The organism is Halomonas litopenaei (assembly GCF_017303055.1).
GTDB lineage: Bacteria > Pseudomonadota > Gammaproteobacteria > Pseudomonadales > Halomonadaceae > Halomonas > Halomonas litopenaei_A.
In genome coordinates this window covers 436131-462188 of the sequence record NZ_JAEKJT010000005.1, presented here as the reverse complement: position 1 = coordinate 462188, position 26058 = coordinate 436131, and the positions used below count along the sequence as shown (strand labels likewise).

The window sequence follows — 26058 nt, the reverse complement described above, 5'->3', positions numbered from 1 at the left end:
AACCCCCAGCGCATGGCGCCGGGGGTTGGCGGGTCACATCAGCCCGGGTAGTCCCGGGTCGCTGGCCAGCAGCGACTTACAGCTTCATATCTTCAAAGAACTTCTTCACACCGTCGAAGAAGCTCGACTTCTTCGGCGAATGCTGGGCATTGCTGCCACCGAGGCTGTCCTGGAAGCTGCGGAGCAGGTCTTTCTGCTCTTCGCTGAGATTAACCGGTGTTTCCACCACCACGCGGCACAACAGGTCACCCGCGGGGCCTCCGCGAACCGGCTTGACCCCCTTGCCACGCAACCGGAACAGCTTGCCTGTCTGGGTTTCTGCCGGAATCTTCAGCTTGACGCGCCCATCCAGAGTGGGCACTTCCAGCTCTCCACCAAGGGCCGCATCAACAAAGTTGATCGGCACTTCACACTGCAGGTGACGGCCATCCCGTTCGAAGATATGGTGCGGCTTGATCGCCACCTGCACGTACAGATCGCCAGGCGGGCCACCGTTGACCCCAGCCTCGCCCTCACCGTTGAGGCGAATGCGATCACCGGAATCGACGCCAGCCGGAATCTTGACCGACAGGGTGCGGGTCTCGCGCACGCGCCCTTCGCCATGGCACTTGTGGCACGGCACCTTGATGTGCTGGCCGCTACCATGACAGGTCGGACACGTCTGCTGCACGGCAAAGAAGCCCTGCTGCATGCGTACCTGACCATGACCGTGACAGGTGGGGCAGGTCTCCTTGGTGGAGCCGGGCTCCGCACCATCACCGTCACAGCGCTCACACTCGACGTGGCGAGGCACGCGAATGTCCACACTGGTACCGGCCACGGCACTTTCGAGGTCGAGCTCCAGGTTGTAGCGCAGATCGCTGCCGCGCTGCGGGGCGTTGGGGTTGCGACGACCGCCGCCACCGCCAAAAATGTCACCGAAGACATCCCCGAAGATATCGCTGAAGCCGCCAGCCCCGGCGCCGCCGAAGCCACCACCGCCCTGACCGTCGACGCCGGCATGGCCGAACTGGTCATAGGCCGCGCGCTTCTCGCTGTCGGTCAGTACCTCGTAGGCCTCGGACACTTCACGGAATTTCTCCGCCGAGGTGTCATCGTCCGGGTTGCGGTCCGGGTGGTACTTCTGTGCCAGCCGCCGATAGGCCTTCTTGATGTCCTTCTGATCGGCACCGCGCTCGACACCCAGTACCTCGTAGTAGTCTCGCTTGGACATGGGTCTGTCCGCCTCCGTAGCGATCCTCAGCAACACCAACGCGGGAGGCAGGCTCCCGCGCTGGTGTCATCCGAGGTTCAGATGTCGTGGTTACTGCTTTTTCTGGTCGTCGTTGACTTCTTCATACTCGGCGTCGACCACGTCATCTTCCTTCTTGGCGCCAGCGCCTGCCTCGGCGTCGCCCGCCTGCTGGCCGGCATCTGCCTGCTCGGCGTACATCTTCTGCGCCAGGTTGCCGGAGGCCTCGGTCAAGGCATCAAGCTTGGCCTGGATGGCGTCCTTGTCATCGCCTTGCAGGGCTTCTTCGAGTTCCTTGATGGCGCTCTCGATAGCCTGCTTCTCTTCCTCGGACGCCTTGTCACCGGCTTCCTCGAGGGTCTTGCGCGAGGCGTGGATCATGCCATCGGCCTGGTTGCGCAGTGCGACCAGTTCTTCGAACTTCTTGTCCTCATCGGCATGGGCCTCCGCATCGCGGACCATCTGCTCGATCTCGTCATCGGACAGGCCGCTGGAGGCCTTGATGACGATGGACTGCTCCTTGCCGGTCGCCTTGTCCTTGGCGGACACATTGAGGATACCGTTGGCATCCAGGTCGAAGGCGACTTCGATCTGCGGTACGCCACGCGGTGCCGGCGGAATATCGGACAGGTCGAAGCGGCCGAGTGACTTGTTGCCGCTGGACTGCTTGCGCTCACCCTGCAGCACGTGAATGGTCACGGCTGTCTGGTTGTCATCGGCAGTCGAGAACACCTGGGTCTTCTTGGTCGGAATGGTGGTGTTCTTCTCGATCAGCGCCGTCATCACGCCACCCAGGGTCTCGATGCCCAGGGTCAGCGGCGTCACGTCGAGCAGCAGCACGTCCTTGACGTCACCGCCAAGCACGCCACCCTGAATCGCAGCACCCACGGCCACGGCCTCGTCCGGGTTGACGTCCTTGCGAGCGTCCTTGCCAAAGAACTCGGCCACCTTGGACTGCACCATCGGCATGCGGGTCTGGCCACCGACCAGGATCACGTCGTCGATCTCGGAGGCAGACAGGCCAGCGTCCGACAGAGCGGTCTTGCACGGTGCCAGCGAACGGCTGACCAGCTCTTCCACCAGTGACTCGAGCTTGGCGCGGGTCACCTTGACGTTGAGGTGCTTCGGGCCAGTGTTGTCAGCGGTGATGTAAGGCAGGTTGACGTCTGTCTGCTGCGCGCTGGACAGCTCGATCTTGGCCTTCTCGGCAGCTTCCTTCAGGCGCTGCATCGCCAGGTTGTCCCCGGACAGGTCGATACCGCTGTCGGCCTTGAACTGATCGACCAGGTAGTTGATCAGCTTGAGGTCAAAGTCCTCACCACCCAGGAAGGTATCGCCGTTGGTGGCGAGCACTTCGAACTGGGTTTCGCCGTCGACGTCAGCCACTTCGATGATGGAGATATCGAAGGTACCGCCACCCAGGTCATAGACCGCGATGGTCTTGTCACCGCGCGACTTGTCCATGCCGTAGGCCAGGGCAGCAGCGGTCGGCTCGTTGATGATGCGCTTCACTTCCAGACCGGCAATGCGGCCGGCGTCCTTGGTAGCCTGACGCTGGCTGTCATTGAAGTAGGCCGGCACGGTAATGACCGCCTCGGTCACGGCTTCGCCAAGATAGTCCTCAGCGGTCTTCTTCATCTTCTTCAGCACTTCAGCGCTGACCTGGGGCGGCGCAAGCTTCTTGCCCTTCACCTCGACCCAGGCGTCACCGTTGTCGGCTTCGGCGATGGTGTACGGCACCATCTTGATGTCCTTCTGGACAACGTCGTCCTTGAAACGACGGCCAATCAGGCGCTTGATCGCGTACAGGGTGTTTTCCGGGTTGGTCACCGCCTGACGCTTGGCCGCCTGCCCCACCAGAGTCTCGCCATCGTCGGTGTAGGCGATGATGGACGGAGTGGTGCGTGCGCCTTCTGCGTTTTCGATTACCTTGGCGCTGTCGCCGTCGAGCACGGCCACACAAGAGTTAGTGGTACCAAGGTCAATGCCGATGATGCGTCCCATAGGAAATCCTCGAATTCGTGTATTGCGTAACTAAAGTTCGTGTTGCGGCGTTAACCGCGGGGTTGCCGACTATCTGGGGGGCGTTATCGCCGTTTTCAAGTCCCCATCCGCTTTCCGGCGCGACAACCCTTAACGTTTTCGGGCGTCCGGCTTAGCCGGCGGCCTGGCTGACGACCACCATGGCCGGGCGCACCAGTCTGCCGTTGAGCACATACCCCTTTTGCATCACGTCCATGACGGTGTTGGGCTCAAGTTCGGGGTTGGGCACCATGGCCATGGCCTCGTGGAACTGCGGATCAAACGGCTCGCCATGGGGTTCGACGATGTCGACGCCAAACTTGCCCAGCACGTCGAGCTGCATCTTGAGGGTCATGGAAACCCCTTCGCGATGCGCTTCAGAGGCATCATCGCCCATGGCCTCAAGGGCTTTCTCGAGGCTATCTACCACCGGCAGAAGGTCCTTGATGAACTTCTCCAGCGCGAACTTGCGGGCCTTTTCAGCCTCGGCTTCTGCACGGCGGCGAACGTTCTGCGCCTCTGCCGCTGCGCGCAGCGCCTGATCCTTGGCATCGGCCACGCTCTGCTCGAGCTCCTCGACCCGTGCGGCCAGCACCTCAGCCTCAGGATTGTCACTGCCTTCCACGGCGTCGCCCTGGGCGTCATCCTCAGCCAAGTCGATGATGTCATCCAACTCGCCTTCGATCGCTTCGGCAGTCTCTGCAGACTGCTGCGGATCGCCTTCCTGTTCCTGGCGTGCGAGTTCGTCATCCAGCGGGGTCTGGGGATCTTTGGCCATGTGCAGCCTCCTGAAGCATTCCAACAATCGCGGTGGCACCGCCTGTAAAGTGATTGACCGCAAGGAAGCGTGACATCGCCTGCTTCCCTCGGCCGCAAACTGCAGGGATATATGGGGCTGGCCAGGACAATCTCAAGGGCCCCGAAGGCTGATCTGACTCACACGAACAGCCATTCGCCAATGACGGCGCCGACATCGGCACGTCGGCGTGCATTGTCGGCGCGCATCAACTACTGTATAAAACACCAAGTCATGGATAGATAACCAGTACCCGTCTACCGCCCTCCCGGCACGGATGCGTCCATCCTTCCATCCTCACCGGGATCAAGCATTGAGCACCTACCGCCACCTGCTCCAGGTAGCGTCACCCGGAGGCCCGCATGCTGACCGAACTCTCGATCCAGGATTTTGCCATCGTCGACCACCTCGAGCTTGAGCTTGACGGTGGCATGACCGCTATTACCGGGGAAACCGGTGCAGGCAAGTCCATCCTGCTCGGCGCCCTCGGGCTCTGCCTGGGTGAGCGTGGCGACGCGGGCAGCGTCCGTCACGGACAATCTCGCGCCGACCTGAGCGCACGCTTCGATATCAGCGGCCTACCCAATGCACGCACCTGGCTGGAGAGCCGAGAGCTGTCTGCCGATGACTGCCTGCTGCGTCGGGTCGTGACCAAGAGCGGTCGCTCCAAGGCCTGGATCAATGGTCAGCCGGCTACCATCGCCGACTTGAAGTCTCTGGGCGAAACCTTGATCGAGATCCATGGCCAGCATGCCCATCAGGCGCTGCTGGCAGAGGACACCCACCTCAGGCTGCTGGATGACCTGGCCGGCCACCGCGAGTCGGTGGTACGCCTGGCCGAGCTCTACCGTGAGTGGCAGGCCACCCGCCGCCAACTCAAGCGCCTGGCCGACGACAGCGACGACATTCGTGCGCGTCGGCAGCTGTTGCGCTACCAGGTGGAAGAGCTCGACCAGCTGGGCCTGGGCGAGGATGAGCTGGACAGCCTGGAACAGGAACAGGAACTGCTCGCCCACGCTGAAACGCGCTTGGCAGAGACCCAGTTTGCACTGGATTGCTGTGACAATGACGAGGGTGGCGCACTGCCGTTGCTGCACCAGGCCACCCAGCGCCTTGCGGCCTTGCCGGGCAGCAACCAGGGGGCACTGGCTAACGCTCTGGCGCTGTTGGGGGATGCCAGCATCCAACTGGAAGAGGCCGGAAGAGAGCTTCACCAGGTCATGGCAAGTGTCGAACTCGACCCTGAGCGCCTGGCATGGGTCGAGCAACGACTGGCTGAAACCCACCGAATCGCCCGCAAGCATCACGTGTTGCCCGAGGAGATCGTCACCCTGCATCAGCGCCTGTCCACCGAGCTGGAAGGCCTTGAGGGTGGCGACGAGGACCTGGAAGCACTGACCGAAAAGGCCGATGCCCTCAAGGCAGAGTGGCGACAGTTGGCGGAAAAGGTCAGCGGTGAACGCCACAAGGCGGCGAAGCGCTTTGGCAAGGAGGTTCAGCAGCAGCTGGCCTTCCTGGCCATGGGCAAGGCGCGCTTCGAGGTAGAAGTCAGCCAGCGAGATGCCGCCGCCCCCGAAGGCATGGACCGGGTGCGCTTCTTGATTGCAGCCAACCCCGGCCAGCCACCCAGGCCTCTGGCCAAGGTCGCCTCTGGGGGTGAGCTGTCACGCATCAGCCTGGCGATTCAGGTCATCGCGGCACAGCACTCGACCATTCCTTGCCTGGTGTTCGATGAAGTGGATGTCGGGGTATCAGGCGCAACGGCCGAGATCGTGGGGCAGCTACTCAAGCGTCTTGGCGAAGGTGGCCAGGTATTGACGGTCACACACCTGCCACAGGTCGCCGCACAGGCGCACCACCATCTGCATATCGAGAAGAAGGCCCGCAAGGACAGCACCTCGACGCATATGGCGCTGCTGGACGAGGCCGGACGAGTGGGCGAGCTGGCTCGCATGCTGGGAGGGGTCAAGCTATCCGATCAGACGCTCGCCCATGCCCGCGAGATGCTCGACGCCAGCCAGCGCGCCCACCATTGACCGGCGGACACACTGCGCACATCCGTCGACAAAAAACAGGCAGACACAACAAAGCCTCCACCCTGGGGCGGAGGCTTGTACACCTAAGCTCAGGCAAGGAGCGCCAATCTTAACGCTTGGCGATACCTTCCTGACGAGTGGCCTTGGAGCCTTTCGGTCTGACGTAAAGGACCAGCGCATGGTCCACGAGCTCAAAACCGTGCTCTTCCGCAATTTCTTGCTGGCGACGCTCGATGGTTTCATCGAAGAACTCGATGATTTCGCCACTTTCCAGGCACACCATGTGGTCATGATGCTCTTCCTGAGAGAGCTCAAAGACCGCATGGCCACCGTCGAAATTGTGTCGTATCACCAGGCCCGCTGACTCGAACTGAGTCAGGACACGATATACCGTGGCCAGGCCTACATCTTCGCCAGCTTCGAGCAACGTCTTGTACACGTCCTCGGCACTCAGGTGGTGCTGATCGGTGGCAGATTCGAGGATCTGCAGGATCTTAACGCGCGGCAGGGTGACTTTCAGTCCGGCCTTGCGCAATTCATGGTTCTTGTCGGCCATGGTTGCTCTTCGCAGTATCAGGTAGGGTCGGGTATGATCGACCGACCCCACGATAGTGAAGAACAGGCGCAAATGCAAAAGCTGACCGGAATTGTCACCCTTTCACTGGCCCTGGCACTGACCAGTGGCTGCACCTATTTCAGCGTGTACAAGCGCGACCTGGCCCAGGGCAACCTGGTGACCAACAATATGGTCGAACAGCTGCGCCCAGGCATGTCACGCCAGGAGGTCATCAGCCTGATGGGCTCTCCGCTGCTGGAGGCGCCGTTTAACGCCGAGCAGTGGGACTATGTCTATCGACTGGATGAAGCCTACGGAGATGTGATGCAACGACGCGTCACGCTGACCTTTGCTGGCAACAACTTGGTCAACATCGAGCGCGATGGCGACTTCAGCATGGACCCGGACGTCGCCGGCAAGCATAGCTACGGTGTCGGACCGACCAGCGGCGGGGCCGATGACAACCCCGACGGCGAGGCCAACATCGAACCTATCTACAACCGCACCGTCGATCCCGAGCGGGAGTAAGCCCTCGAAAGGATCGGCTGCAGCCCCGACGCACAGGCCCGTGACCGCTGATCATCTCAGCGGTCGCGGGCTGCGCGCTGCGCGCGGGCCTGTTTCGGATCAATCTTCAGCGGGCGATAGACTTCGACACGGTCTCCGTTACGCAGCACGTGCTGCGACGGGTCACGCAGCGTCTTGCCAAAGATGCCAAGGCTGGCATCGGTGAAGGTGTCTACAGGCAATTCAGGAAACAGCGCCGGCAGATGTGCCGCCGCCACGGCTTGAGTGGCCGTCGTCCCAACCGGAAGTCGCAGCGCCACCAGCCTCTGCTTGTGCGGCAAGGCAAAGGCGACCTCGACCGTGATGCGCTCCTGTGCCGTCGCGGGAGCGTCAGCGTCCATACAGCTCATCAGCACGACGAGTGAAGGCATCTACCTGCTGGCCGGCAATCTGCTGAAAGACCTTGCCGAACGCCATGCCCAACAGCCGACTGGAAAACTCGAAGTCCATTTCCAGGCTGACCTTGCACACGTTGTCGCCCATAGCAGTGAACTTCCAGCGCCCGCTCATGCGCTTGAACGGCCCTTTTACCAACGACAGCTCAATCCGCTCCGGCTCGTGAAGGTCATTACGGGTCACAATGGTCTGCTCGATCCCGGCCCTGCCCAGGGTCATTTCCCCCACCAGGTGTGAAGGCTCTTCCTCCACCAGGCGGGCACGGCGACATCCCGGCAGGAACTCAGGATAGCTTTCGAAATCGTTCACAAGATCGAACATCTGCTTGGGAGTGTGCCGCACCATGGCGGATCGATTGACGGTTGGCATTGACCTCTCCGCTGACTTCCAGAAGCCCAGGGCGTATCATGAGCGGTTGTTTCGGCCTTGAATGGTATCACGCTTCCACCGCCGGACTGGACTCCCTCTTCGAGGAGCAATACCGAGGAGTCATCCAGCCACCAGGCTCGACGGTGCCGTCGTCGCCTTGCTGCAGCGGCAGGAATGGACAGATGCATCAGAGGCCACCCCGATGACGATAACGTCCTCGGGACCGACTCAGAGATCAAAGAGGTTCCATGGCCAGCAAGAAGGGAAAGGACAAGGGTCCTGGCAACAACACCATCGCCCAGAACAAGAAGGCACGCTTCGAGTACCACATCGATGAGACCTTCGAGGCCGGCCTGGCGCTGGCGGGGTGGGAAGTCAAAAGCCTGCGCGCCGGCAAGGCCCAGCTCACCGACACTTACATCCTGGTCAAGAATGGTGAGGCATGGCTATTGGGCAGCCATATCATGCCGCTGAACACGGCCAGCACCCACGAAGTGGCAGACCCCACACGAACACGGAAGCTACTGCTGCACCGCAAGGAGATCGCCAAGATCTTTTCGCGCACCCAGGACAAGGGCCACACCTGCGTCCCACTCAAGCTGTACTGGAAAGGCAGCCGGGTGAAATGCGAGCTTGCGCTGGTAACGGGCAAGAAGCTGCATGACAAGCGCGCTACCGAGAAAGACCGGGACTGGCAGCGACAGAAAGGTCGCGTAATGAGGGAACAAAATCGCGCCTGAAGCGTCAGATCTGGCACTTCCCGCAGTATCTTTGGTACACTGGCGGGGCGTTACGGGGGCGACATGGTTTCGACGCCGATGACAACCCCTGAGGTGCATGCCGAGAGCGTGATGTATCTCGTAAATCCAACATCACGATTAAATAGTCGCAAACGACGAAAACTACGCTCAGGGCGCGCTGGCAGCTTAAAACCTGTTAGCTTCTTGTCCTACCCGGCGGCGACGCGCTCATCCGTTGCCAATGGGCTATGAGCCAAGATAGGTGAGATCGCGGTTGGCGCTGTCCTCTCGTCAATCGCTAAACTTACGAGGAATCGCGTTTCAGGATCCTGCCCGTCGGAGCCTGAGGCGTTAAACAAAATGACGGAACTAAGCATGTAGAGCCAATGGGCGAGTGTCGGCGGACGCGGGTTCGATTCCCGCCGCCTCCACCAAATCAAGGTTTCAGGACTTCCCAGCAAGCACCAGAAACCGCATGAATAGGGGCCTTCGGGCCCCTTTCTTGTGTCTGGACGTTCCATAACGTTTCTTGACATGCCCCCACCAAAGGGGGCATTTATGGGGGCACATAGCCTAAGCCGCTACCCTGATGCCCCCAAACCTGCCATAAAGCGCGCCATCAGGCGCTTGGCGGGCCAATGACCTGCCTCCACATTTGGGGGCATATGCCACAACAGGTTGGGGGCATATGGCGATCACCACCCCGAGGTGCCCCCAATGAGCCGCCAGACCAACAAGCTGTCCGCCACCGCCGTGAAGATGGCCAAGCCGAGAGCAAAGGCATTCAAGATGGCCGATGGTGGTGGCCTGTATCTGGAGATCTCCACCAGCGGGAGCAAATACTGGCGGATGAAGTACCGCCACGCTGGTAAGGAGAAGCGGCTGGCCATTGGCGTCTATCCCGATATCTCCCTGGTGGCCGCACGCGAGGCACGAGACGCAGCCAAGCGCCAGCTTGCTCAGGGCATTGATCCCAGCACCGCCAAGCGCATCGCTCGCCAGCAAGGTGAGCAAGACGCGGCCAATACCTTCATGGCCGTGGCCGCCGAATGGCTGGAAAAGGTTCACCAGCATGACGTGGTGCCCGCCCACTACCAACGAAACAAGCGCCGGCTGGAGCGCGACGCCTTCCCCATCATCGGCAAGCGTCCTCTCTCTGAGATCACGCCTCCTGAGCTTCTGGCCTGTCTGCGCCGCATCGAGGAGCGCGGCCATATCGAGACGGCTCACCGAGTAAAGACGCTATGCGGCCAAGTGTTCCGCTACGGCATTTCCACAGGGCGCGTGGAGCGTGACCCTACGCCTGACCTGCGTGGAGCGCTGCGCCCCCACAAGGCCAAGCACTACGCTGCCGTGACCGACCCCAAAGAGGTGGTGGGCCTGCTGCAAGCGATTGAGGGCTACGGGGGCCAGCCAGTCACCATTGCCGCCTTGAAGCTGGCACCTCTGGTCTTCACCCGCCCAGGTGAGCTTCGACAAGCGCTGTGGAGCGACATTGACCTGGAGGAAGCTACGTGGACGTTCAATGCCAGCAAGACAGGGCAAGCCCATGTGGTGCCCCTACCGTCCCAAGCCGTGGGCATCCTGCGCGACCTGTATGGACTGACCGGACGTGCTGAGTACGTTTTCCCAGGCATCCGTAGCAGCAAGCGACCGATGAGCAACAACACCATCAAGGCCGCGCTGGACCGTATGGGCTTCAAAGGTGAGATGACGGCGCACGGCTTCAGGGCGATGGCGCGAACCATCCTGGCCGAGCGCCTGAACTACCCCGAGCACTACATAGAGCAGCAATTGGCGCACGCAGTGAAGGACAGCAACGGACGTGCCTACAACCGCACCTCTCACCTGGAACAACGTCGAGAGATGCTGCAAAGCTGGGCCGATTACCTGGATGCCCTGCGCACTGGTGCCGACAACGTGGTGCCAATCCGCGCCGGGACCTGAGACAAGCGGCAACCGCCGCACCCTGTTGACTGGCTAGGGCCGATCACCCGAAAGCGTGGTAACTCCACCATGCCCGCCAGTCATCCTTTCCTGGAGTGAGCGCGAAGGAGTAGCGCGGATGAGGTCTAAACTCTATAGCCTGAAAGAATGGTTCACCCTAGAAGATGTTGCGTCGCATCTCACTGCCGTTTTTTCCGAGAAAGTCACTGTCGCTGACATCCTTCAGCTAGCGCTCCAAAAGCGCATCAAGCTTTCTGTGAATCTCATATCTTCAGCCGAAGCGAATAAAGGCACAGTACATAACATAACCGAGGGAAGGGTCATATTGCATCCGGCGGAAACTCCACTCTCGTGGCTAAGAGGGGATGAGCCCAAAACCTCTTTGGAGAAAAAGCTACGAGCGGTGGGAGTGGTGAAGATAGGTGATATACAAAACCTAGATGAAGAGATACGGAATGCTGTGAAAGATCAAAGCGTGCATGCTACGCATCTAGGCGAGATCATTTCAGAGACGGATATCGTGGAATTTGAAAAAGAGGTGCAAAGCATAAGCGGAATCTACGACTTGCCTATGCTCTCTGCCGAAAAGTCTCTCATCGAAGAGATGTACTACCCCAAGGTGGGCGGCCCTGATATTGATACGTGGGGCTTAGAAGGCTTGTGGCTGGAGCGAGGAGGCCACATCTATCGACTATGCGAGCGTGTAGCGACGCAGGCCGATCACGAAGCTTGCGGCAATGAAAGCAGCATCGCTCAGTGGGAGAGACGCTACCGAGACCCATCAAGGTGGTTTCCAACGACCAAGCTTCCCGAAGAAAGCACGATAATCGTAAGTAGGGTGAATCTGGACGCCTTCATCGATGGCCTAGAGGAGCCACAATCGAAAGTAAGTGTAGAGGCCAACGGCGATGAAAGCCGGGTCCAGGAAGTGCTTGGGCTCCTGGTAGAAATGTATGCTGGCCGACATGGCCCTGACTTCCATTATGGCACCAAGCCCAAGGCATCCCGCATCGTGCAAGACATGCTTAGCGCGGTTCCGGATGGAATTACTGGAATGGGTGACAGAAAGCTAAAAGAGCACGTGAGCGCAGCTATTGCAGCGTGGGAGGCGAAGAAGCGGCGGTGAATTGCAATCTGCAATTTGCATTTGCACCATACAACTAAAGCACCGCGCCACAGTGCCCTTGCATCCATCGCATAGGGCACCGTGACATGCCAGACACTACCAGTAAGTCCGCACTACTCCGCCGCCCCGAAGTGCTGCAACGCTGCGGAATCTCGAACTCCACCCTTCACCGCCTGATCAATGCTGGCGACTTTCCGCCACCGATCCAGCTTAGCCCCCGCGCCGTGGCATGGATCGAGGAGGAGGTATCCACCTGGATCGACCAACGCATTGAGGCCAGCCGTACCCAAGGGGGTGCAGCATGATGCTTGCGCCCGCTACCTCCTGCCACTATGCTGGCCCGGCTCCCGCAAATTCGGGAGCCGACCTTGGCCGGTCGAATGACTCTAGGCGCACAAGCGCCCCATCCATAGTTGGCGCTTTCTTTGTGCCCGCTATGCGTTATGGCGGCTGTGCGTGGGACGCCTTCGGGCGTGCCGGGTTCCTAGAGTCCCGGTCGGCCAACCCGCGTACAGTCGCCCCCATTCGATGCTTGGCCGCATCCGGGGACGACTCCACAACTCTAGGAGCGTCACCCATGGCATCACGCCTATTCCCTACCCTCAGTCCGTCCAAATCACGCGCCGCTGCCCATCGAGCGATGGCAAAGGCTGCGCTCTTCTCTGATTCAAGCGCCGCCGTCCGGCTCAAGCGCTACAACTCCCATATGCAGAAAGCCCGCCACCTGGAAGCCCAGGAGGTGGCCCAATGAGCTGTCCTGCCCACTACCTCACCGTTTCCGAAAGCCTCGACCGTGAAGACGCTTTCGACGCGCTGACCCTTTCTGTCCAGCACGCAATGAGCGCGACTCAGATGGTAGAGCTTGCACTATCCGATGCAGCAGATGGGGGCGAGCTTCAAGTCTCACCAGCGCTGATGGCCACGTCTCTGCACGGTGTCGAAACACACCTTGCCGCCGTCCTGGCCTTTGCTGATCGCCTCATGAAGCAAGCGCAGGAGGTGAGCCAATGACGCATGAACAAGCCGCCGAATTGGTGAGCACTGCCAATGACCTGCTGGCGCTGGGGGATAAGCTCGATGCTGCCGCCCACGCACTAGCTGACGAGGGGCAGCCCCAGTCCCGCTATCAGCCTCTTGTTGATGCCACTGGGCATATTGCTGGCGCGATCTGTTCGACGCTCGATGCCCTGACCGACAAGGGCGTGGAGGGGAGGACGCCGCGATGATCACCAATACGCACACAAAAGCGCCCGCCCCCTGCCAAGGGCGAGCGCAATGCTCTAATAAAGCGACTGTGCCTAAGCATTCTAGCATCGAATCAGCACTTGCCGAGGCGTTGGCCAGGCATGGGGTCGCGCTGACACCCAAAGCATCTGGACGCTTTGAGCGCTTCGATACGCCGGACAAGCCTAAGGGCAATGCCAACGGTTGGTATCGCATCCACTCACCCCAGGCAGCCAGCTTCGGTATCTGGCACATGGACCTGGTGGAGACAGTGACGCTCGACGGCCCTAGCGATCCAGAGGCGGCAGCAGCGGCCCGGCTGGAAGCCATGCGGGCCCGTGAGCAGCGAGACGAAGAGCGACGCCAGCGGGAAGCCGAAGCCAAGGTGAAAGCGGCTCAATGGTGGGCACAGTCTCGCCCCGCTGACCCTGGCCACCCCTACCTGACCGGCAAGGGCCTGCCGCCCTACAACCTGCGCCAGCGGGGCGACATGCTGCTGATGCCGCTGTTCCTCGATGGGGAGCTGGTCAACATGGAGCGTATCTTTCCAGATGGTGCCAAGCGCCCATTGCCTGGCGGTCGTGTTCGTGGCGCTGCGAGCCTGATAGGCCACCTGGCTGGCGCTGAGCACGTGTTGCTGGCTGAAGGCTGGTCAACGGCTGCTGCCCTGCATGAAGCCATGGGCTACCCGGTCGTGGTCGCTCGGAATGCCGACAACCTGGCCCCAGTCGCTCGTCGCCTGCGCCAGCGACTGCCCGAGGGAGTGGCCATCACCATCGGCGGCGACGATGACCGACACCTACCGGCTCAGGGCCTGCCCAACAAGGGGCGAGTATCGGCACGTCATGCAGCCCTGACCATTGATGCTCGATTGCTCATGCCAACGTTCTGTGAGGGCTGTGAGGGCTGCTCCGACTTTGCGGACGTGCGCCAGTGCAGGAAGGGAGGGCATCACCATGGCAAGTAACTGCCCAGACACCTTTGACCTGTTCGGTGATCCCTTTGAATCGAAGACTGATTCCGGACACATGCAAAAAGAGGTGTCCCATGTGTCCCACGTGTCCCATCCCAGTAATGACGGGGCTTCCAGCCGGGACACGTCCGAAAAAAGTGGTGTCCCGAGGTGTCCCATCGGCCACGAGGAGAGTGCCGTAAACGATGACGATACGCCCGAACCAGTAGGCGAACCCAAGCGCCCCAGCTTCATCACCCATCTGACGCGCACGCAGTATGGCCCGCCTGGCCTGCACTACCACGGCCAGCGCCAGCCCAGGGGTGAAGGCGATCCAGAGCCATTCGACGTATGGGTGTGCAGCCCTATCGAATGCCTGGCAGCCACCCACGATGAGCGAGGCGACAACCACGGGCTATTACTGCGCTTCAAGCCGCCCTATGGCGCTTGGCGAGAGTGGGCGATGCCCCAGCGACTGCTGAAGGGTAGTGGCGAAGAGATGCGCGGTGAACTGCTGGACATGGGAGTAAGGATCAATCCAGACGCCCATCGCTGGCTGACCAAGTGGCTAGCCCAAGCTGCGCCCAAGTCCGAAGTCATCGCCGCCACGCGGGTAGGCTGGCACCAGTTGGAAGGTGGTCGAGTGTTCGTCATGCCGCGACGGAGCATTGCTGCCGGGACGCTGGGAAGCCAGATCACCTTCCAGAGCGAGCACGCGGGGCAAGGTGACTACGCCACCGCTGGCACCCTGGACGGCTGGCGCAGCCGCATAGGTACCCTGTGCAGCGGCAACCCACTGCTGGTGCTCGCAGTCTCCGCCGCCCTGGCTGGCCCACTGCTGTACCTCACCCACCGCCAAACCGCTGGCATTCACCTGGTGGGTGATTCGTCCAACGGCAAGACCACCGCCCTAGAAGTGGCTGCCAGCGTCTGGGGCAGCCCTGATTTCAAGCGCACCTGGCGTGCCACAGGCAATGGCCTGGAAGGAATTGCAGCCGCCTTAAGCGACACCGCCCTGGTGCTGGACGAGATCGGAGAGGCTGACGGCAGGGAGGTAGGCGCTACCGTATACGCCTTGGGCAACGGCACTGGCAAGGCTCGAGCTAGCCGCACGGGAAACGCCCGACAACCTCACCGCTGGCGCATCGCGGTGTTGAGCAGCGGCGAGCACACCCTGGCTGCCCACATGAGCGAGGCAGGCAAGCGCCCCAAGGCCGGACAAATGGTGCGTCTGCTGGATATTCCCGCCAAGCGCCAACATGGGGCCTTCGATGACCTGCACAACCTACCTGATGGCCGGGCCTTCGCTGATCACCTGAAAACGCAGGTGACGCGCCACTATGGCCACCTTGGTCCCGCCTTTATCGAGCGTCTGGTGATCGAGGAGCGCGACCTGGCTGAAGAGGTGGATGGGTTCGCTCAATTGGGCGGGTTCGCCACCACCAACCCGCTACAGGGGCGTGCTGCCAAGGTGCTCGCGCTGATCGGACTAGCGGGAGAATTGGCCATCGAGTATGGGCTGGTGGGCTGGCAGGAGGGCGAGGCCATGGGGGCTGCTATTGACGCCTTCCAAGCCTGGTCTGCTGGCCAAGGTGGGGTGCGCACAGAGCACGAGCAAATTCTTGCCAGCGTGCGAGGGTTTATCGAGCGTCATGGCGATGCACGCTTCAGTAGCGCGTTCGCTGATCCCCTCCAGTCACCCACAGTTTACAACCGGGCTGGCTGGTGGCGTGACGATGCTGAGGGGAGGACGTACCTCTTCAGCGGCGATGGGCTGGGCGAAGCGCTTCGAGGCTTCGACCTGAAGCGAGGCACCGAAGCCCTGGAGACCGCTGGATGGCTGGTCGAGCGAGAGAGTGACAAGCGCTCCATTCGAATTTGGATCAGCGGGAGTCGTCGTCGTGTCTATGCCATTCGCCCAGTTGAGGGCGAGGAGGAGGCCGCAGCATGAGCCTAAGCAACGTTTATCAAACCCTGTCTGGGACACCTGGACACCATACGGGTCCCAGACGTGTCCCGCCGCAAACCCGCATGGTTGAGCCTTTGGGACACATGGGACACGTGGGACACCACAAAATGCAGGATGGCGGAAAGGATGACCCTGGCAGGAGTGCCGAGGTGCTGCTGGCTGCCCTTGCTGATGCTGGTAGACACCTTGGCCGCGACCTGGTGGGCCAAGTTCGGGCAAGGCTGATGATGATGGATCGTCAGTCCCGCGCCGAACTAGCTGCCGTCATTGATGACGCCTTTGAGGTGGCCCCGGACCTGACCAGCGCCCGCCAGCAGGCTCGCCGGATGCTAACAAATACGAACACCCGGCAGGCAGCTATGGCTGTGTGGCCCGCCTTTCCTGAGCCGGAGGAGCCGGTATCTAACGTCGAGCATATGGCCCCCTGGCTGGCGCTTATCGCCCAACACTGTGCCCTGGTGCCCGACGATCACCGCTACCTGACTCACCACCTGTCAGGGCTGCCGGATGCCCAGGCCATGCAGAAGGCGCAGCGGTATGCACAAGCATGGCTGAGGGCTGCTGATGGCGAGTCCCGCAATCACCGCAAAGAGAATGCAGGGAGGCGTGCCGCCAATGCCTCCCTGGTACCCCACAGGGCTGTGTCTATGGCCACGACAGCCCACCGCCCACACCAGCAGCACCACGGCGCACCCGAGCCACTACCGGCAGGCGTGCGCATGAGTTGGACACTATCGGTGGATGGAAGGCGGCTGGCGATTGCTGGTCATCCGATGACAGAGGATGAAGCACTGGCGTCAGCGCGGTCACGCTGGCCCCTATCTGACGTGGAGGTGCGGGCCAATGATTGATGACGCCATCCGTGAGGCAACCCGCCTGCTGGCCAGCCTGCGCAGCATGAGAGCCGCCACGGTACCCGAAGCCGAAGAGGTGCTGGCCACCCTGAAGGACAGCCCCGACCACAACGCCCTGATGGGATGCGCGGCAGTGCTGGAAGAGATCGACGCCCGGATGCCTGGCGGCACGCTGGCCGGATTGGTCCGCATTCGCCTGAAGTCTCTCACCGGCACGGTCAACGCCATGCTGGATGACGCCCCACCGCCTGCCGCCTGATATTGAGGACACGACCATGAACGACGCTATCACCCGCAGTGCACTCGCCAACGCAGCCGCCCAGGGCATCGGTATTGGCCACCTGACACCCGGCCAGGCATGGGCAGCCCACCACCTAGCTATGCCGCCTGAGCGCCTGACAAGGCCGCTGGCATCACATATTGCCGCCCTGCTGGAGAACGTCGAGCGCCTGGCACGTCGCCGGTTCTTTGATGGTGTGGCCAAGGACGATGCTGAAGAGATGATCAAGCGGGCCTATGACGAGGATAACCCCATGTTCCTGCGCGGCCCGATCATGGAGACTCTAAACGATGGCATGCAGGAATTCTTCCCTGGCCTGAAACCGTCAGGCGTGGACGATAAGGGGCGACAGGTGTTCAACCTGGCTGATCTTGCCGAAGCGCTGGGGACCAGAGAGGAAGACTTGCTAGCCCATGCCGAGAAGATGGGGATAACCAACCAGCTACGCACGACGCCGCCCAACCCGTTGCACTGACCATCCACGTGGCCCCGGCAAACGCTGGGGCCTCGCTTTTCCAGACTGACAAAAGGGCCGAACCATGAGCCGTAACCCGAGACGCCTGGACGATCCCCTACGCCTGATCGTTGGGGTCGAGCATGAAGTTATGGAAGCCGTTGATGCTCTGATGGAGCAACGCCGCTACTTCCAAGAACCATACATCATGAAAAAAACTTTTAATAGCCATATTCTATCAAGAACAAATAATAAATAGCTATTTTCTTTTCACCAAGGCATGCAGTACTTCTAGACTTGAACTAGGTTGAAAAAGAAAATAATGGTAGCCATTCACTTTGCTTGAGCCTCACTCACCCAAGGAAGAGTAACCGCATGAAAAATGTTAGTTTTTCAGTCGCAGCAATCACCATCGCGATTAGCGCTGCGTCAGTTCACGCTGCTGAAAATTCGGCTTCTGAGAGCACTGTGCAGGCGAATCAGCAGCTCAAAGAGTATTTGCCTTTTGATGATCAAACTGATTTCGAAAATGCTAATCGCGGCTTTATCGCAACGTTAGATGATAGCGTCATAAAAAAAACAGACGGCTCGCCTGTCTATGATACGAGTCAGTTTGATTTTATTGATGGCGAAGCACCCGATACAGCAAATCCTAGTCTCTGGAGGCAAAGCCAGCTTAACGCCATTAATGGTCTATTCGAAGTTGTCGAAGGAGAGATATATCAAGTCAGGGGCTTTGACCTGGCGGTCATGACTTTTATCCGCGGAAACAATGGTTGGATAGTTGTAGACCCATTAACCTCCAACGAGACTTCAAAAGCAGGATTGGCTCTGCTTAGAGAGCATGTTGAAGATCTACCCATAACTGGCGTAATTATCACACACAGTCATGTGGATCATTTTGGCGGCACGAAGGGAGTGATTAATGAGGATGATATAGCCGCAGGCGATATTCCGATTGTTGCCCCAGAACATTTCTTCGAAGAATCGGTCAGTGAGAACCTAATAGCCGGTAACACTATGAGCCGGCGTGCTAGTTACATGTATGGTAACGTAATAGATAAAGGGCCTGATGGATCACTTGGATCAGGCCTCGGGACCACTACCGCGGCTGGTACTGTGACAATTGCTCAGCCGACAATCACTATAAATGACACACCCCAGACAGAGACTATCGACGGGGTTGAGATGGAGTTTTTATACACTCCGGGTGCGGAAGCTCCGTCTGAACTAATGTTTTACATACCAGAATTAAATGCCTTAATGCAGGCGGAAGAAATCAGCCATACCATGCATAACCTTTACACTTTACGTGGTGCAAAAGTTCGTAGTGGTGATCTTTGGGCAAAATACATTCACGATGTTATAAACCGATATGGTGATGACGTTGAGGTAAGCTTGGGTAGCCACCATTGGCCTACATGGGGAAATGAGAATGTAGTCGAATACTGGGAAAAACAACGAGACACATATCGTTATCTTCATGATGAAGTTCTCCGGCTCGCCAATCATGGCGAGACCATGCTTGAGATCGCGGAACAGATTGAGCTACCTGATTCTTTGGCACAGGAGTTTTACAACCGAGGCTACTACGGTAGCGTAAGTCACAATGCCAAAGCTCAATACCAACTTTACTTTGGTTGGTTTACTGGAAACCCGTCGGAATTAAATGAATTACCTCCAGAGGAGGAAGGGAAAAAGTTTGTTGAATATGCTGGAGGTGCTGAGCAAGTACTAGAGAAAGCACAGCAAGATGTAAACGAGGGAAATTATCGCTGGGCGGCTACCGCGCTCAATCACTTAGTGTTTGCAGATCCCGATAACCAAGATGCGAAAGATCTTCTAGCCGAGGCGCTCACTCAGATGGGGTATCAGGCTGAGAGCGGTATTTGGCGAAACTTCTACCTTTCGGGAGCCAAAGAGCTCCGTGATGGGGTTAATGAAGTGGCCACTCCGGACACTGGTTCTCCCGACTTGGTGAAAGGGCTTCCACTAGATATCTACCTGGATTACTTGGCAGTTAGGCTGAATCACCCTGAAGCAGCTGATCAAGATTTTGACATTAACTTTGAAATGCCAGATGTAGACGAAAAATTTACAATTTCAGTGTCTAATGGCGTGATGAACTATACGATCGGTGAGTGGGCCGACGATGCAGCTGCATCTGTGAAAATTGATCGAGCACAGCTTGACAGCATTAATCTGGGTGAAGTATCCATGGAAGAAGCGATGGATTCAGGAAATATAACAATCGATGGTGATCAAACCACGGTTGAAAAGTTTATTGGGCTATTGGACAACTTCGACTTTTGGTTCAATATCGTCACACCCTAATTCAAAGCTAGTTTTAGGCGCCCCATGAGGGGCGCTTTTTTATTTTAGAAACTGAAGATTAAGACCGAAGAATACTTGCCACTCCGCTTGTCCACTTCCCTCGTCTGCTACGGAAACTTGTGGTTCAACAAAAAAATTGTACACTGTTTTATCTCTTTTAACTACTTGTCCAATGCCTAAGCCCAAAGGAATCCCGTAGTCACCATTATCAAGGTTAAACTGCCAAATTGGCGCGCTTCTTAAGTAAGAGCCACCCCCCAGTTGATAGAACGAAAACGGTTGGAACGCTGCAACATCAAGATCATCTCTATCAGCATTACCTTCAAAACTCTCTTGCCATGAGAGTAAGTAACCGTACTGGAAAGCGGGAGAGGCCCCATTAAATAAAACATTGACCAGACCCGCCGACCATTTTTCACTGCCTACTTCATCTTTTGAAGCCGTCGGCGCTGTGATCTGTGGTCCGACGCCGAAGCTGACAGCTGGATTACCTGTGTCGAACAAGTAGGACGTAAATACATTAAGATCGCCTATACCTGTCTCGGTGCTTAAATTGTCACCAACTGGATAACTGTTGATGGGAAGGGATGCTCTCACGAGCCAGTTAGATTCACCAAGGCTAAATGGCTGTGCATAACGAAACCAGAACTGATTTGCTTCTTCGCTAGATTCTGTGATGTCCCCTATATAGTAATTCTGCATGTTGAAGGCGGTCATGTTCGCTAGCGGATTGTTTGCCTGAGCGGAGGAGCCGGATTCTTCATCGGCTTGTATTGTAGAAACGCCAAGGCTAAATACCGCTGTAGCGTAAACTAAAAACTTTTTTCTTATCTTAATTTCCACATTTCGCTCCTTTTTTACGTTTGCTCTTTTTCTATCCCGTACTATTGGTGTTAAGTGAGTCCTATTTAGCTTCACTTCCCAACCTATAGCCAAAGACAGAACCCATTAGAAAATTTATAACTTTTTTCAATTTAATCTTCTCCATTTTTCACTGCGTCAAAGAGCATCCTTTTCAACATAAGCATTTCATGATAATTTCTTCCTTTCCTTGCAAGAGTAATACAATTCCACCAATCTCGCGGTAGAAAACTCCGAACAGTTAGGAGATGAGCTATCCCTACAAAGCACTCTTCAGCTAGATTCTGTATCAACAGTCAGCGCGTAGGCAGCGGTTTATGCAAGTCAGGTATATCATGGCGCAAAAGCTGCGGACTAGCTTGTCATAGCGTGTAGCGGTTCGCCGTAACTCCTCGACACAGCTAAAGACAATCTCTGCCACTTTACGCTCCCGATACTTGTGTTTACCGAATCCTCAATGGAGTTCAGGACGCAGCCTTCGATACGACTTGCGCTGCGCGATAATCGGCTTCATCCCTAATTGATCATAGTAGCGGCAACGCTTTCGTGGACGTCCCGACTTTCCTAGCAAGCGAATCATTCCATTGTGGGCATGAAATGACGTGTGTCGGCGTCCTGTCCCGGTGATAGCGTGAAGTTCAGCCGCTGTCAGGGTAAATATAGCGGAAAAACACATCGTCGGTGGGCCGATTTCTAAAGGAAAGGTCACGTAACCCCCTGCGCATGGCGAAAAAGGGAGCACTCCACATCTTGCCGGCACCACCTAGATGCCGTGGAGTGAACGCTCCATCCGATCAACCTGACGGCCCCGAGGCGGAGACCATTGCACCGCCCGTCAAATGCCCCGCTAGGTTTTGTCCGAAAAGTCGGATTTGCTAATGTGGCCGATGCCGCAACTGCATAGGTGACCGCATGGCAGGACGCTACGAGCTTTCCGCTCAAAGCTGGGAGATGAATAAGGACAGCGTCTCGCCCTCCCAACCAATGGGCCGCCCTCGCCGAGATGACCGGCAAGTGCTGAACGGGATCTTCTGAATCCTTTGCTCAGGCGCCAAAGGGCGCGATCTGCCAGAGCGCTACGGCCCATGGAAGACCGTCTATGAACGCTTTCGTCAGTGGCGCGACGGCGGCACCTTCGAGACCATCCTGGCGCGGCTCCAGCTCTGCTTGCGTGAAGATGGCCTGATGGATTTGGAGACTTGGATGATCGACTCGACGTCGATTCGCGCCACCCGCGCGAGCCTCTGGGGGCGGCAAAAAAGGGGACCGAAAGACCCCATACACCATGCGCTGGGGCGCAGCCGAGGCGGCCTGACCACCAAGATCCACATAGTTTGCGACCGGCATGGCTGGCCACTAACGTTCACCGTGTCGCCGGGGTAGGATCCGGATACCCGTCACTTTGTTCCTACCATGGAGCACGTCCATTTGCCTGGGCGAGTGGGACGACCACGTAAACGTTGCCAATACATCGTGGCGGACAAAGGCTACGACAGTGCTTCTCTCCGCCGGTACTACGACCGCCACCGGATGAAGCCGATCATTGCCAGGCGCAAGATGCACTGAAAGCCACTGCCGGGGGCATCTAGGGGGGTGACAAGCCGCGCTACCAAGAAAGGAACGTCATCCAGCGCTGTATCGGCTGAATCAAAGAACTACGCCGTGTCAGCACGCGCTATGACAAGCTCGCCAGAAGTTTCAAGGCGATGGTATGCCTGGCCTGCATAGACCGTTGTTTGCGTGCAGACTTTTCAGACAAAACCTAGCTATGCCGCCTGAGCGTCGAACGAGGCCGCTGGCATCGCATATTGCCGCCCTACTGGATAACGTCGAGCGCCTGGCATGTCGTCGGTTCTTCGATGGCGTGCTCAAGGATGATGCTGAAGAGATGATCAAGCGGGCCTATGACGAGGGTAATCCCATATTCCTGCGCGGCCCGATCATGGAGACTCTAAACGATGGCATGCAGGAATTCTTCCCTGGCCTGAAACCGTCAGGCGTGGACGATGAGGGGCGACAGGTGTTCAACCTGGCTGATCTTGCCGAAGCGCTGGGGACCAGAGAGGAAGACTTGCTAGCCCATGCCGAGAAGATGGGCCTCAAGGCTCAGCTACGCACGACGTCGCCCAACCCGCTGCACTGACCACCCACGTGGCCCCGGCAAACGCTGGGGCCTCGCTTTTCCAGACTGACAAAAGGGCCGAACCATGAGCCGTAACCCGAGACGCCTGGCCGATCCCATACGCCTGATCGTGAGCGTTGAGCGTGAAGTGGTGGAAGCCGTCGATAGCCTGATGGAGCAAGGCCGCTACCACCGTCACCGCAACCGTGCCGAGTTCGTCCGCCTGGCCATCGAGAGAGAGCTGGCGCGATGCCAGTCTGATGATTACCGCAGTCCCTAAAAGGGCAGTGAAGGTTTTTCCCCGGTCACTACGCGCGCGAGGCCGGGAAGATTTTTTCGCAGTCACTACGCGCGTGAGGCGTAGCCATGATCACAGCGTGACTTTCGCTACCACCAAGCCCCTGATGGGCTAAAGGAAACGCCCTACGGCAACGGGCAACGCCGCCGAACCAGTTGGCTGGCAGGCAATCCATCTGCCACATTGAGATACGTCAAAGCCCAAAGCGTGAGGGGGCCATGATCAAAAGCAAAAAGGCAGACTGGTATCTCGACACCCAGAGTCAAGCCGGGCTCTACCACTGGTTCTCTATGCAAGACGGCCATGGTCGTCGCCCCCGGTCTCTATGCAGCATGTACCTCTACGAGGCCTGGAGCCGTCAACAGACAGGAGAGCTAAGCCAAGACGAGCAATGCCCGAAGTGCAGAGAGCGGCTTAGCGGTTACCCTTCGCCAAAGGACCCATAGCCACATAGCCCAGCCATCGCGCTGGGCTTTTTCGTGGCCACTGCAAAGATTTTGTAGTGATGATCGCAGGGGTGGTCGGATCGGCCACCCCTGATCACCACGCTCAGAACAGGTTCGCGCCCTGGTTCGCAGGGCAGGTTCGCAGCGGTGCGCACCCGGTACGCACCATCGGTACGCATCTGGCAGGATGTTGAGGAATGTTAAGGCTGCGCCGTCGGTTCCATGCTAAGGAATGCGAAGGTCATCCGGCTTTGGGCAGCACCAGGATGTTGACGAATGTTGACATCAAGCCACGGGAAAAGTCGGGTCCTTACCAGGGCCGGATTCGGCGTTCACGGGGGCGGGCAGCCGCGGATTTCGACAAATTTTGCGCACCCCAGCACCACCACCACCAGCGCCCACAGCCCGCATGGCTGCTGCGTTTCGCCTCTTCAGGGTGGGGCATAGGCTGGGGCGTAAAGAGTCTAGAACCTGTAGGAACTTGCGCTGGGAACCTGAAAAAACCTGAAACGCTGCGTGAGGACTTGCCCCAGCGCCTCTCTATATTCCATAAAGGAATATATATGTTACGATAAAGCCTTAATAGGTTATAATTAGGTCTGTACGTCAACGGGACCGCATCCCATGCAGAAGCGCACACGAGGCCCGCAGGCCGCCCCTACCAAAGCACAGCGCCGCGACCTCTTGCGGATGCTATCTGAACTGGCCGAGGCCGGTGATACCAATGCAATCGGCTGGCTGCTAGTTCTCGATGAGCTGGGCCGCCGTAAGGAGCCAACATGTTGAGCAATAAGACCGCAGCAGCCTGGAGCGAATGGCTATCAGCCGTATCGGATCAACGAAGTCTAATGCAAGAGATCGCGCCACAGTTGAGTGATGCCAAGGAGCAATGCGATAGGTTCCAAAGCGGCGCGCACTACTATGCGCGCACCGTTGCCGGTGCTCTTCGCAAGAACATTGGCGAGCATCCCGACAAAGCTGAACGTGAGCGAGTGGCCACCGAGCTTCGTCAGGTAGCCCGCTCCCACAAGGCCCGACGCCATGACACAGCGGAATCTGTTGGATGGTCGCAAAACCTGACCAACCTGGATGATTGTGAAAGGAGTCTAGAGCAAGCCCAGCAGCGCCTCGACGACCTGTCGGAGCAGCATGATGCTATTTAGTCCGCAATTAACGTCCTGATCGAGAAACAGCCCGAGGCAAATCAGCAGGCACTGGACGTGCTTAATGATGAGGTTGAGCAGGCTGATAGCCGCCGGAAGCGTATTGAGCAAGCTTTGGGCGCCATGGAGAATGATGGCAGCGCCCACAGGCTGGCCCAAGAGGAGGCCGAGCAAGCCCAGCTTCGCCTTGATGAACTAGAAGCGGACGCGGCGCTTGGTGAGTTAAGGGAAGGCGAACAGCGTGCAGCGCAAGCGGCTCTGGCTAAGGCGCGGACGAAAGCACAAAAGGCGCTGGAGGAGGCCAGGCGACAAGCGTCTGCCCGTCGAGGGCTGGAGTCTCGCCTAGTGGTTGCCGCGGAACGTGCAGATGAGCTGCGCAAGGTTCGCGATGAGGTTGCCATCAACATCCATACCCAAGCCCTAGCTGAAGCCGAGGAGGCGCTTGTTGATTACCTAGATGGCGATGAACTCCGAAACCTGACAGCCGAAGTGGCCAAGCACCACGCTGCACTCACCAGCGCCCAGCCAGGCCACAGCTACGGTCCCGCACAAATCGAAATCAGAATGCCGACGCTCTACTGTCACCATGACCGTCAACGCCTGAGCCGCCAGCGCATGACCATCCAACACATACCTACTCGGGCATGAGGGAGGTGGGGGCGGGTGCAGAGTTAACCGCTCCCTAGTGCAGACCGGCGAGGACCCTTCGATGAATCGCTAACCCAGTTTTTCCCGTTGGCCAGAATCACCAGCAACCGGCGCCTGGATGTCCGCTCCTCCTCTACTCATACCGTTGACTAATCCCTCGGCTGGGGACGGGATGATCGTAACGCAACCTGAGCAGTACCGCTGGTTAACGGCGAAGTCGAGTTTGTGGAGATGGCGCTAGTCCATGGTAAAAGAGCAGGTATCACACCACTATGTGACCGCTTAGCAGGCTGCCGCCGAAGCCGAGCCCTATCCTCACAGTGAGGAGAATGCAGGCTGACAAGCCGCGAACCAGACGTTTTTACCGACACACAAACGCTCGATGACCTCCGGGACCACGCGCCAGGCGACGAACAACACACCGCCGTCACGGCTGCCCCGCACAACCAGGCGAACGCCAGCAAATGAGCCGCTAACTGTTTCATCCGGAAAAGCGTCCAAGAGGATCCATAACACCGCTAGTGACAAGCCACTGCTGCCTAAAAGCACTGTTCGGCATGGTCAAGACTATCCAGACACACTACCTCCCCCGGAAAATTTCCATATTGCGGAAAACTATTCCACAGGCAATCCACTCTCTTCCACTCCGAGCCATGATCACCTACCC

General features: G+C 58.4%; 27 protein-coding genes, 1 other RNA gene and 1 pseudogene. 22 read left to right on the top strand and 7 right to left on the bottom strand.

The window, feature by feature from the left end:
- Nucleotides 1-76: 76 nt before the first annotated feature.
- From dnaJ to grpE, 3 genes are all read right to left on the bottom strand, one after another.
- Nucleotides 77-1213 carry a molecular chaperone DnaJ gene (gene dnaJ / locus JF545_RS12280; RefSeq protein ID WP_206942452.1) on the bottom strand — a complete coding sequence of 379 codons (1137 nt, stop codon included), beginning with the start codon at nucleotides 1211-1213 and terminating at the stop codon, nucleotides 77-79.
- Between the two features lie 90 nt (nucleotides 1214-1303).
- Entirely contained in the window at nucleotides 1304-3235 is a 1932-nt protein-coding gene (dnaK, locus tag JF545_RS12275) for a molecular chaperone DnaK (RefSeq protein WP_206942450.1), read from the bottom strand.
- A gap of 151 nt (nucleotides 3236-3386) precedes the next feature.
- Nucleotides 3387-4031 carry a nucleotide exchange factor GrpE gene (gene grpE / locus JF545_RS12270; protein ID WP_206942448.1) on the bottom strand — a complete coding sequence of 215 codons (645 nt, stop codon included), beginning with the start codon at nucleotides 4029-4031 and terminating at the stop codon, nucleotides 3387-3389.
- Nucleotides 4032-4411: 380 nt separating this feature from the next.
- Between grpE and recN the strand changes: the two genes are divergently transcribed.
- Entirely contained in the window at nucleotides 4412-6085 is a 1674-nt protein-coding gene (gene recN / locus JF545_RS12265) for a DNA repair protein RecN (RefSeq protein WP_206942446.1), read from the top strand.
- 109 nt (nucleotides 6086-6194) lie between these two features.
- Here the strand turns inward: recN and fur are convergent, their stop codons facing one another.
- Nucleotides 6195-6641 (bottom strand): ferric iron uptake transcriptional regulator, encoded by a 447-nt coding sequence (fur, locus tag JF545_RS12260; protein WP_206942445.1) that lies wholly within the window; start codon nucleotides 6639-6641, stop codon nucleotides 6195-6197.
- A gap of 33 nt (nucleotides 6642-6674) precedes the next feature.
- Here fur and JF545_RS12255 point away from each other — a divergent pair, with 33 nt between their 5' ends.
- The gene (locus tag JF545_RS12255; protein WP_315899936.1) at nucleotides 6675-7169 is read left to right on the top strand and encodes an outer membrane protein assembly factor BamE; all 495 of its coding nucleotides are present in this window, start codon (nucleotides 6675-6677) and stop codon (nucleotides 7167-7169) included.
- A gap of 56 nt (nucleotides 7170-7225) precedes the next feature.
- On the opposite strand, the gene JF545_RS12250 is transcribed toward JF545_RS12255, so the two are convergent.
- Nucleotides 7226-7549: an RnfH family protein gene (locus tag JF545_RS12250; RefSeq protein WP_206942444.1), complete on the bottom strand. Its 324-nt coding sequence runs from the start codon at nucleotides 7547-7549 to the stop codon at nucleotides 7226-7228.
- Nucleotides 7539-7973 (bottom strand): type II toxin-antitoxin system RatA family toxin, encoded by a 435-nt coding sequence (locus tag JF545_RS12245; RefSeq protein ID WP_206942443.1) that lies wholly within the window; start codon nucleotides 7971-7973, stop codon nucleotides 7539-7541. The genes JF545_RS12250 and JF545_RS12245 overlap by 11 nt, the downstream gene beginning before the upstream one ends.
- A 248-nt stretch (nucleotides 7974-8221) precedes the next feature.
- Between JF545_RS12245 and smpB the strand changes: the two genes are divergently transcribed.
- From smpB to JF545_RS12170, 15 genes are all read left to right on the top strand, one after another.
- Entirely contained in the window at nucleotides 8222-8713 is a 492-nt protein-coding gene (smpB, locus tag JF545_RS12240) for an SsrA-binding protein SmpB (protein WP_206942442.1), read from the top strand.
- 54 nt (nucleotides 8714-8767) lie between these two features.
- Nucleotides 8768-9147, top strand: a transfer-messenger RNA (tmRNA) gene (gene ssrA / locus JF545_RS12235).
- A 283-nt stretch (nucleotides 9148-9430) separates the two neighbouring features.
- Nucleotides 9431-10660, top strand: coding sequence for a tyrosine-type recombinase/integrase (locus JF545_RS12230; RefSeq protein WP_206942438.1), 1230 nt, complete (start codon nucleotides 9431-9433; stop codon nucleotides 10658-10660).
- A gap of 118 nt (nucleotides 10661-10778) precedes the next feature.
- Nucleotides 10779-11786 (top strand): hypothetical protein, encoded by a 1008-nt coding sequence (locus JF545_RS12225; protein WP_206942437.1) that lies wholly within the window; start codon nucleotides 10779-10781, stop codon nucleotides 11784-11786.
- 86 nt (nucleotides 11787-11872) lie between these two features.
- Nucleotides 11873-12091, top strand: coding sequence for a helix-turn-helix transcriptional regulator (locus tag JF545_RS12220; protein WP_108131810.1), 219 nt, complete (start codon nucleotides 11873-11875; stop codon nucleotides 12089-12091).
- Between the two features lie 272 nt (nucleotides 12092-12363).
- Nucleotides 12364-12537 (top strand): hypothetical protein, encoded by a 174-nt coding sequence (locus tag JF545_RS12215; protein WP_206942436.1) that lies wholly within the window; start codon nucleotides 12364-12366, stop codon nucleotides 12535-12537.
- Nucleotides 12534-12797: a hypothetical protein gene (locus tag JF545_RS12210; protein WP_206942435.1), complete on the top strand. Its 264-nt coding sequence runs from the start codon at nucleotides 12534-12536 to the stop codon at nucleotides 12795-12797. Before JF545_RS12215 ends, JF545_RS12210 begins: the two co-directional genes overlap by 4 nt.
- Complete coding sequence (locus JF545_RS12205) at nucleotides 12794-13012, top strand: hypothetical protein (protein WP_206942434.1); 219 nt, start codon at nucleotides 12794-12796, stop codon at nucleotides 13010-13012. The genes JF545_RS12210 and JF545_RS12205 overlap by 4 nt, the downstream gene beginning before the upstream one ends.
- A 68-nt stretch (nucleotides 13013-13080) precedes the next feature.
- On the top strand, nucleotides 13081-13977 hold the full coding sequence (locus JF545_RS20150; protein ID WP_206942432.1) for a toprim domain-containing protein: 897 nt from the start codon (nucleotides 13081-13083) through the stop codon (nucleotides 13975-13977).
- Nucleotides 13967-15913 carry a DUF927 domain-containing protein gene (locus JF545_RS12195; protein WP_206942430.1) on the top strand — a complete coding sequence of 649 codons (1947 nt, stop codon included), beginning with the start codon at nucleotides 13967-13969 and terminating at the stop codon, nucleotides 15911-15913. Before JF545_RS20150 ends, JF545_RS12195 begins: the two co-directional genes overlap by 11 nt.
- Nucleotides 15914-16038: 125 nt before the next feature.
- Nucleotides 16039-16782, top strand: coding sequence for a hypothetical protein (locus JF545_RS12190; RefSeq protein ID WP_206942428.1), 744 nt, complete (start codon nucleotides 16039-16041; stop codon nucleotides 16780-16782).
- Nucleotides 16775-17044, top strand: coding sequence for a hypothetical protein (locus JF545_RS12185; RefSeq protein ID WP_206942426.1), 270 nt, complete (start codon nucleotides 16775-16777; stop codon nucleotides 17042-17044). The genes JF545_RS12190 and JF545_RS12185 overlap by 8 nt, the downstream gene beginning before the upstream one ends.
- A gap of 16 nt (nucleotides 17045-17060) precedes the next feature.
- Nucleotides 17061-17540 (top strand): hypothetical protein, encoded by a 480-nt coding sequence (locus tag JF545_RS12180; RefSeq protein WP_206942424.1) that lies wholly within the window; start codon nucleotides 17061-17063, stop codon nucleotides 17538-17540.
- 64 nt (nucleotides 17541-17604) lie between these two features.
- On the top strand, nucleotides 17605-17778 hold the full coding sequence (locus JF545_RS12175) for a hypothetical protein (protein ID WP_206942423.1): 174 nt from the start codon (nucleotides 17605-17607) through the stop codon (nucleotides 17776-17778).
- Between the two features lie 116 nt (nucleotides 17779-17894).
- Nucleotides 17895-19853: an alkyl/aryl-sulfatase gene (locus JF545_RS12170; protein ID WP_206942420.1), complete on the top strand. Its 1959-nt coding sequence runs from the start codon at nucleotides 17895-17897 to the stop codon at nucleotides 19851-19853.
- A 39-nt stretch (nucleotides 19854-19892) separates the two neighbouring features.
- Here the strand turns inward: JF545_RS12170 and JF545_RS12165 are convergent, their stop codons facing one another.
- A complete protein-coding gene (locus JF545_RS12165; RefSeq protein ID WP_206942418.1) occupies nucleotides 19893-20696 on the bottom strand; it encodes a hypothetical protein in 804 nt (267 codons plus the stop codon).
- Nucleotides 20697-21626: 930 nt separating this feature from the next.
- Between JF545_RS12165 and JF545_RS12155 the strand changes: the two are divergent.
- The 5 genes and pseudogenes from JF545_RS12155 (at nucleotide 21627) to JF545_RS12135 (ending at nucleotide 25391) form a co-directional block, all read left to right on the top strand.
- Nucleotides 21627-22480: pseudogene (locus JF545_RS12155) on the top strand (IS5 family transposase).
- A gap of 2 nt (nucleotides 22481-22482) precedes the next feature.
- Nucleotides 22483-22857 (top strand): hypothetical protein, encoded by a 375-nt coding sequence (locus JF545_RS12150; protein WP_206942414.1) that lies wholly within the window; start codon nucleotides 22483-22485, stop codon nucleotides 22855-22857.
- A 64-nt stretch (nucleotides 22858-22921) separates the two neighbouring features.
- Nucleotides 22922-23116 carry a hypothetical protein gene (locus JF545_RS12145; RefSeq protein WP_206942412.1) on the top strand — a complete coding sequence of 65 codons (195 nt, stop codon included), beginning with the start codon at nucleotides 22922-22924 and terminating at the stop codon, nucleotides 23114-23116.
- A gap of 1243 nt (nucleotides 23117-24359) precedes the next feature.
- Entirely contained in the window at nucleotides 24360-24743 is a 384-nt protein-coding gene (locus JF545_RS12140) for a hypothetical protein (RefSeq protein WP_206942410.1), read from the top strand.
- Between the two features lie 57 nt (nucleotides 24744-24800).
- On the top strand, nucleotides 24801-25391 hold the full coding sequence (locus JF545_RS12135) for a hypothetical protein (protein WP_206942407.1): 591 nt from the start codon (nucleotides 24801-24803) through the stop codon (nucleotides 25389-25391).
- Nucleotides 25392-26058: the final 667 nt, after the last annotated feature.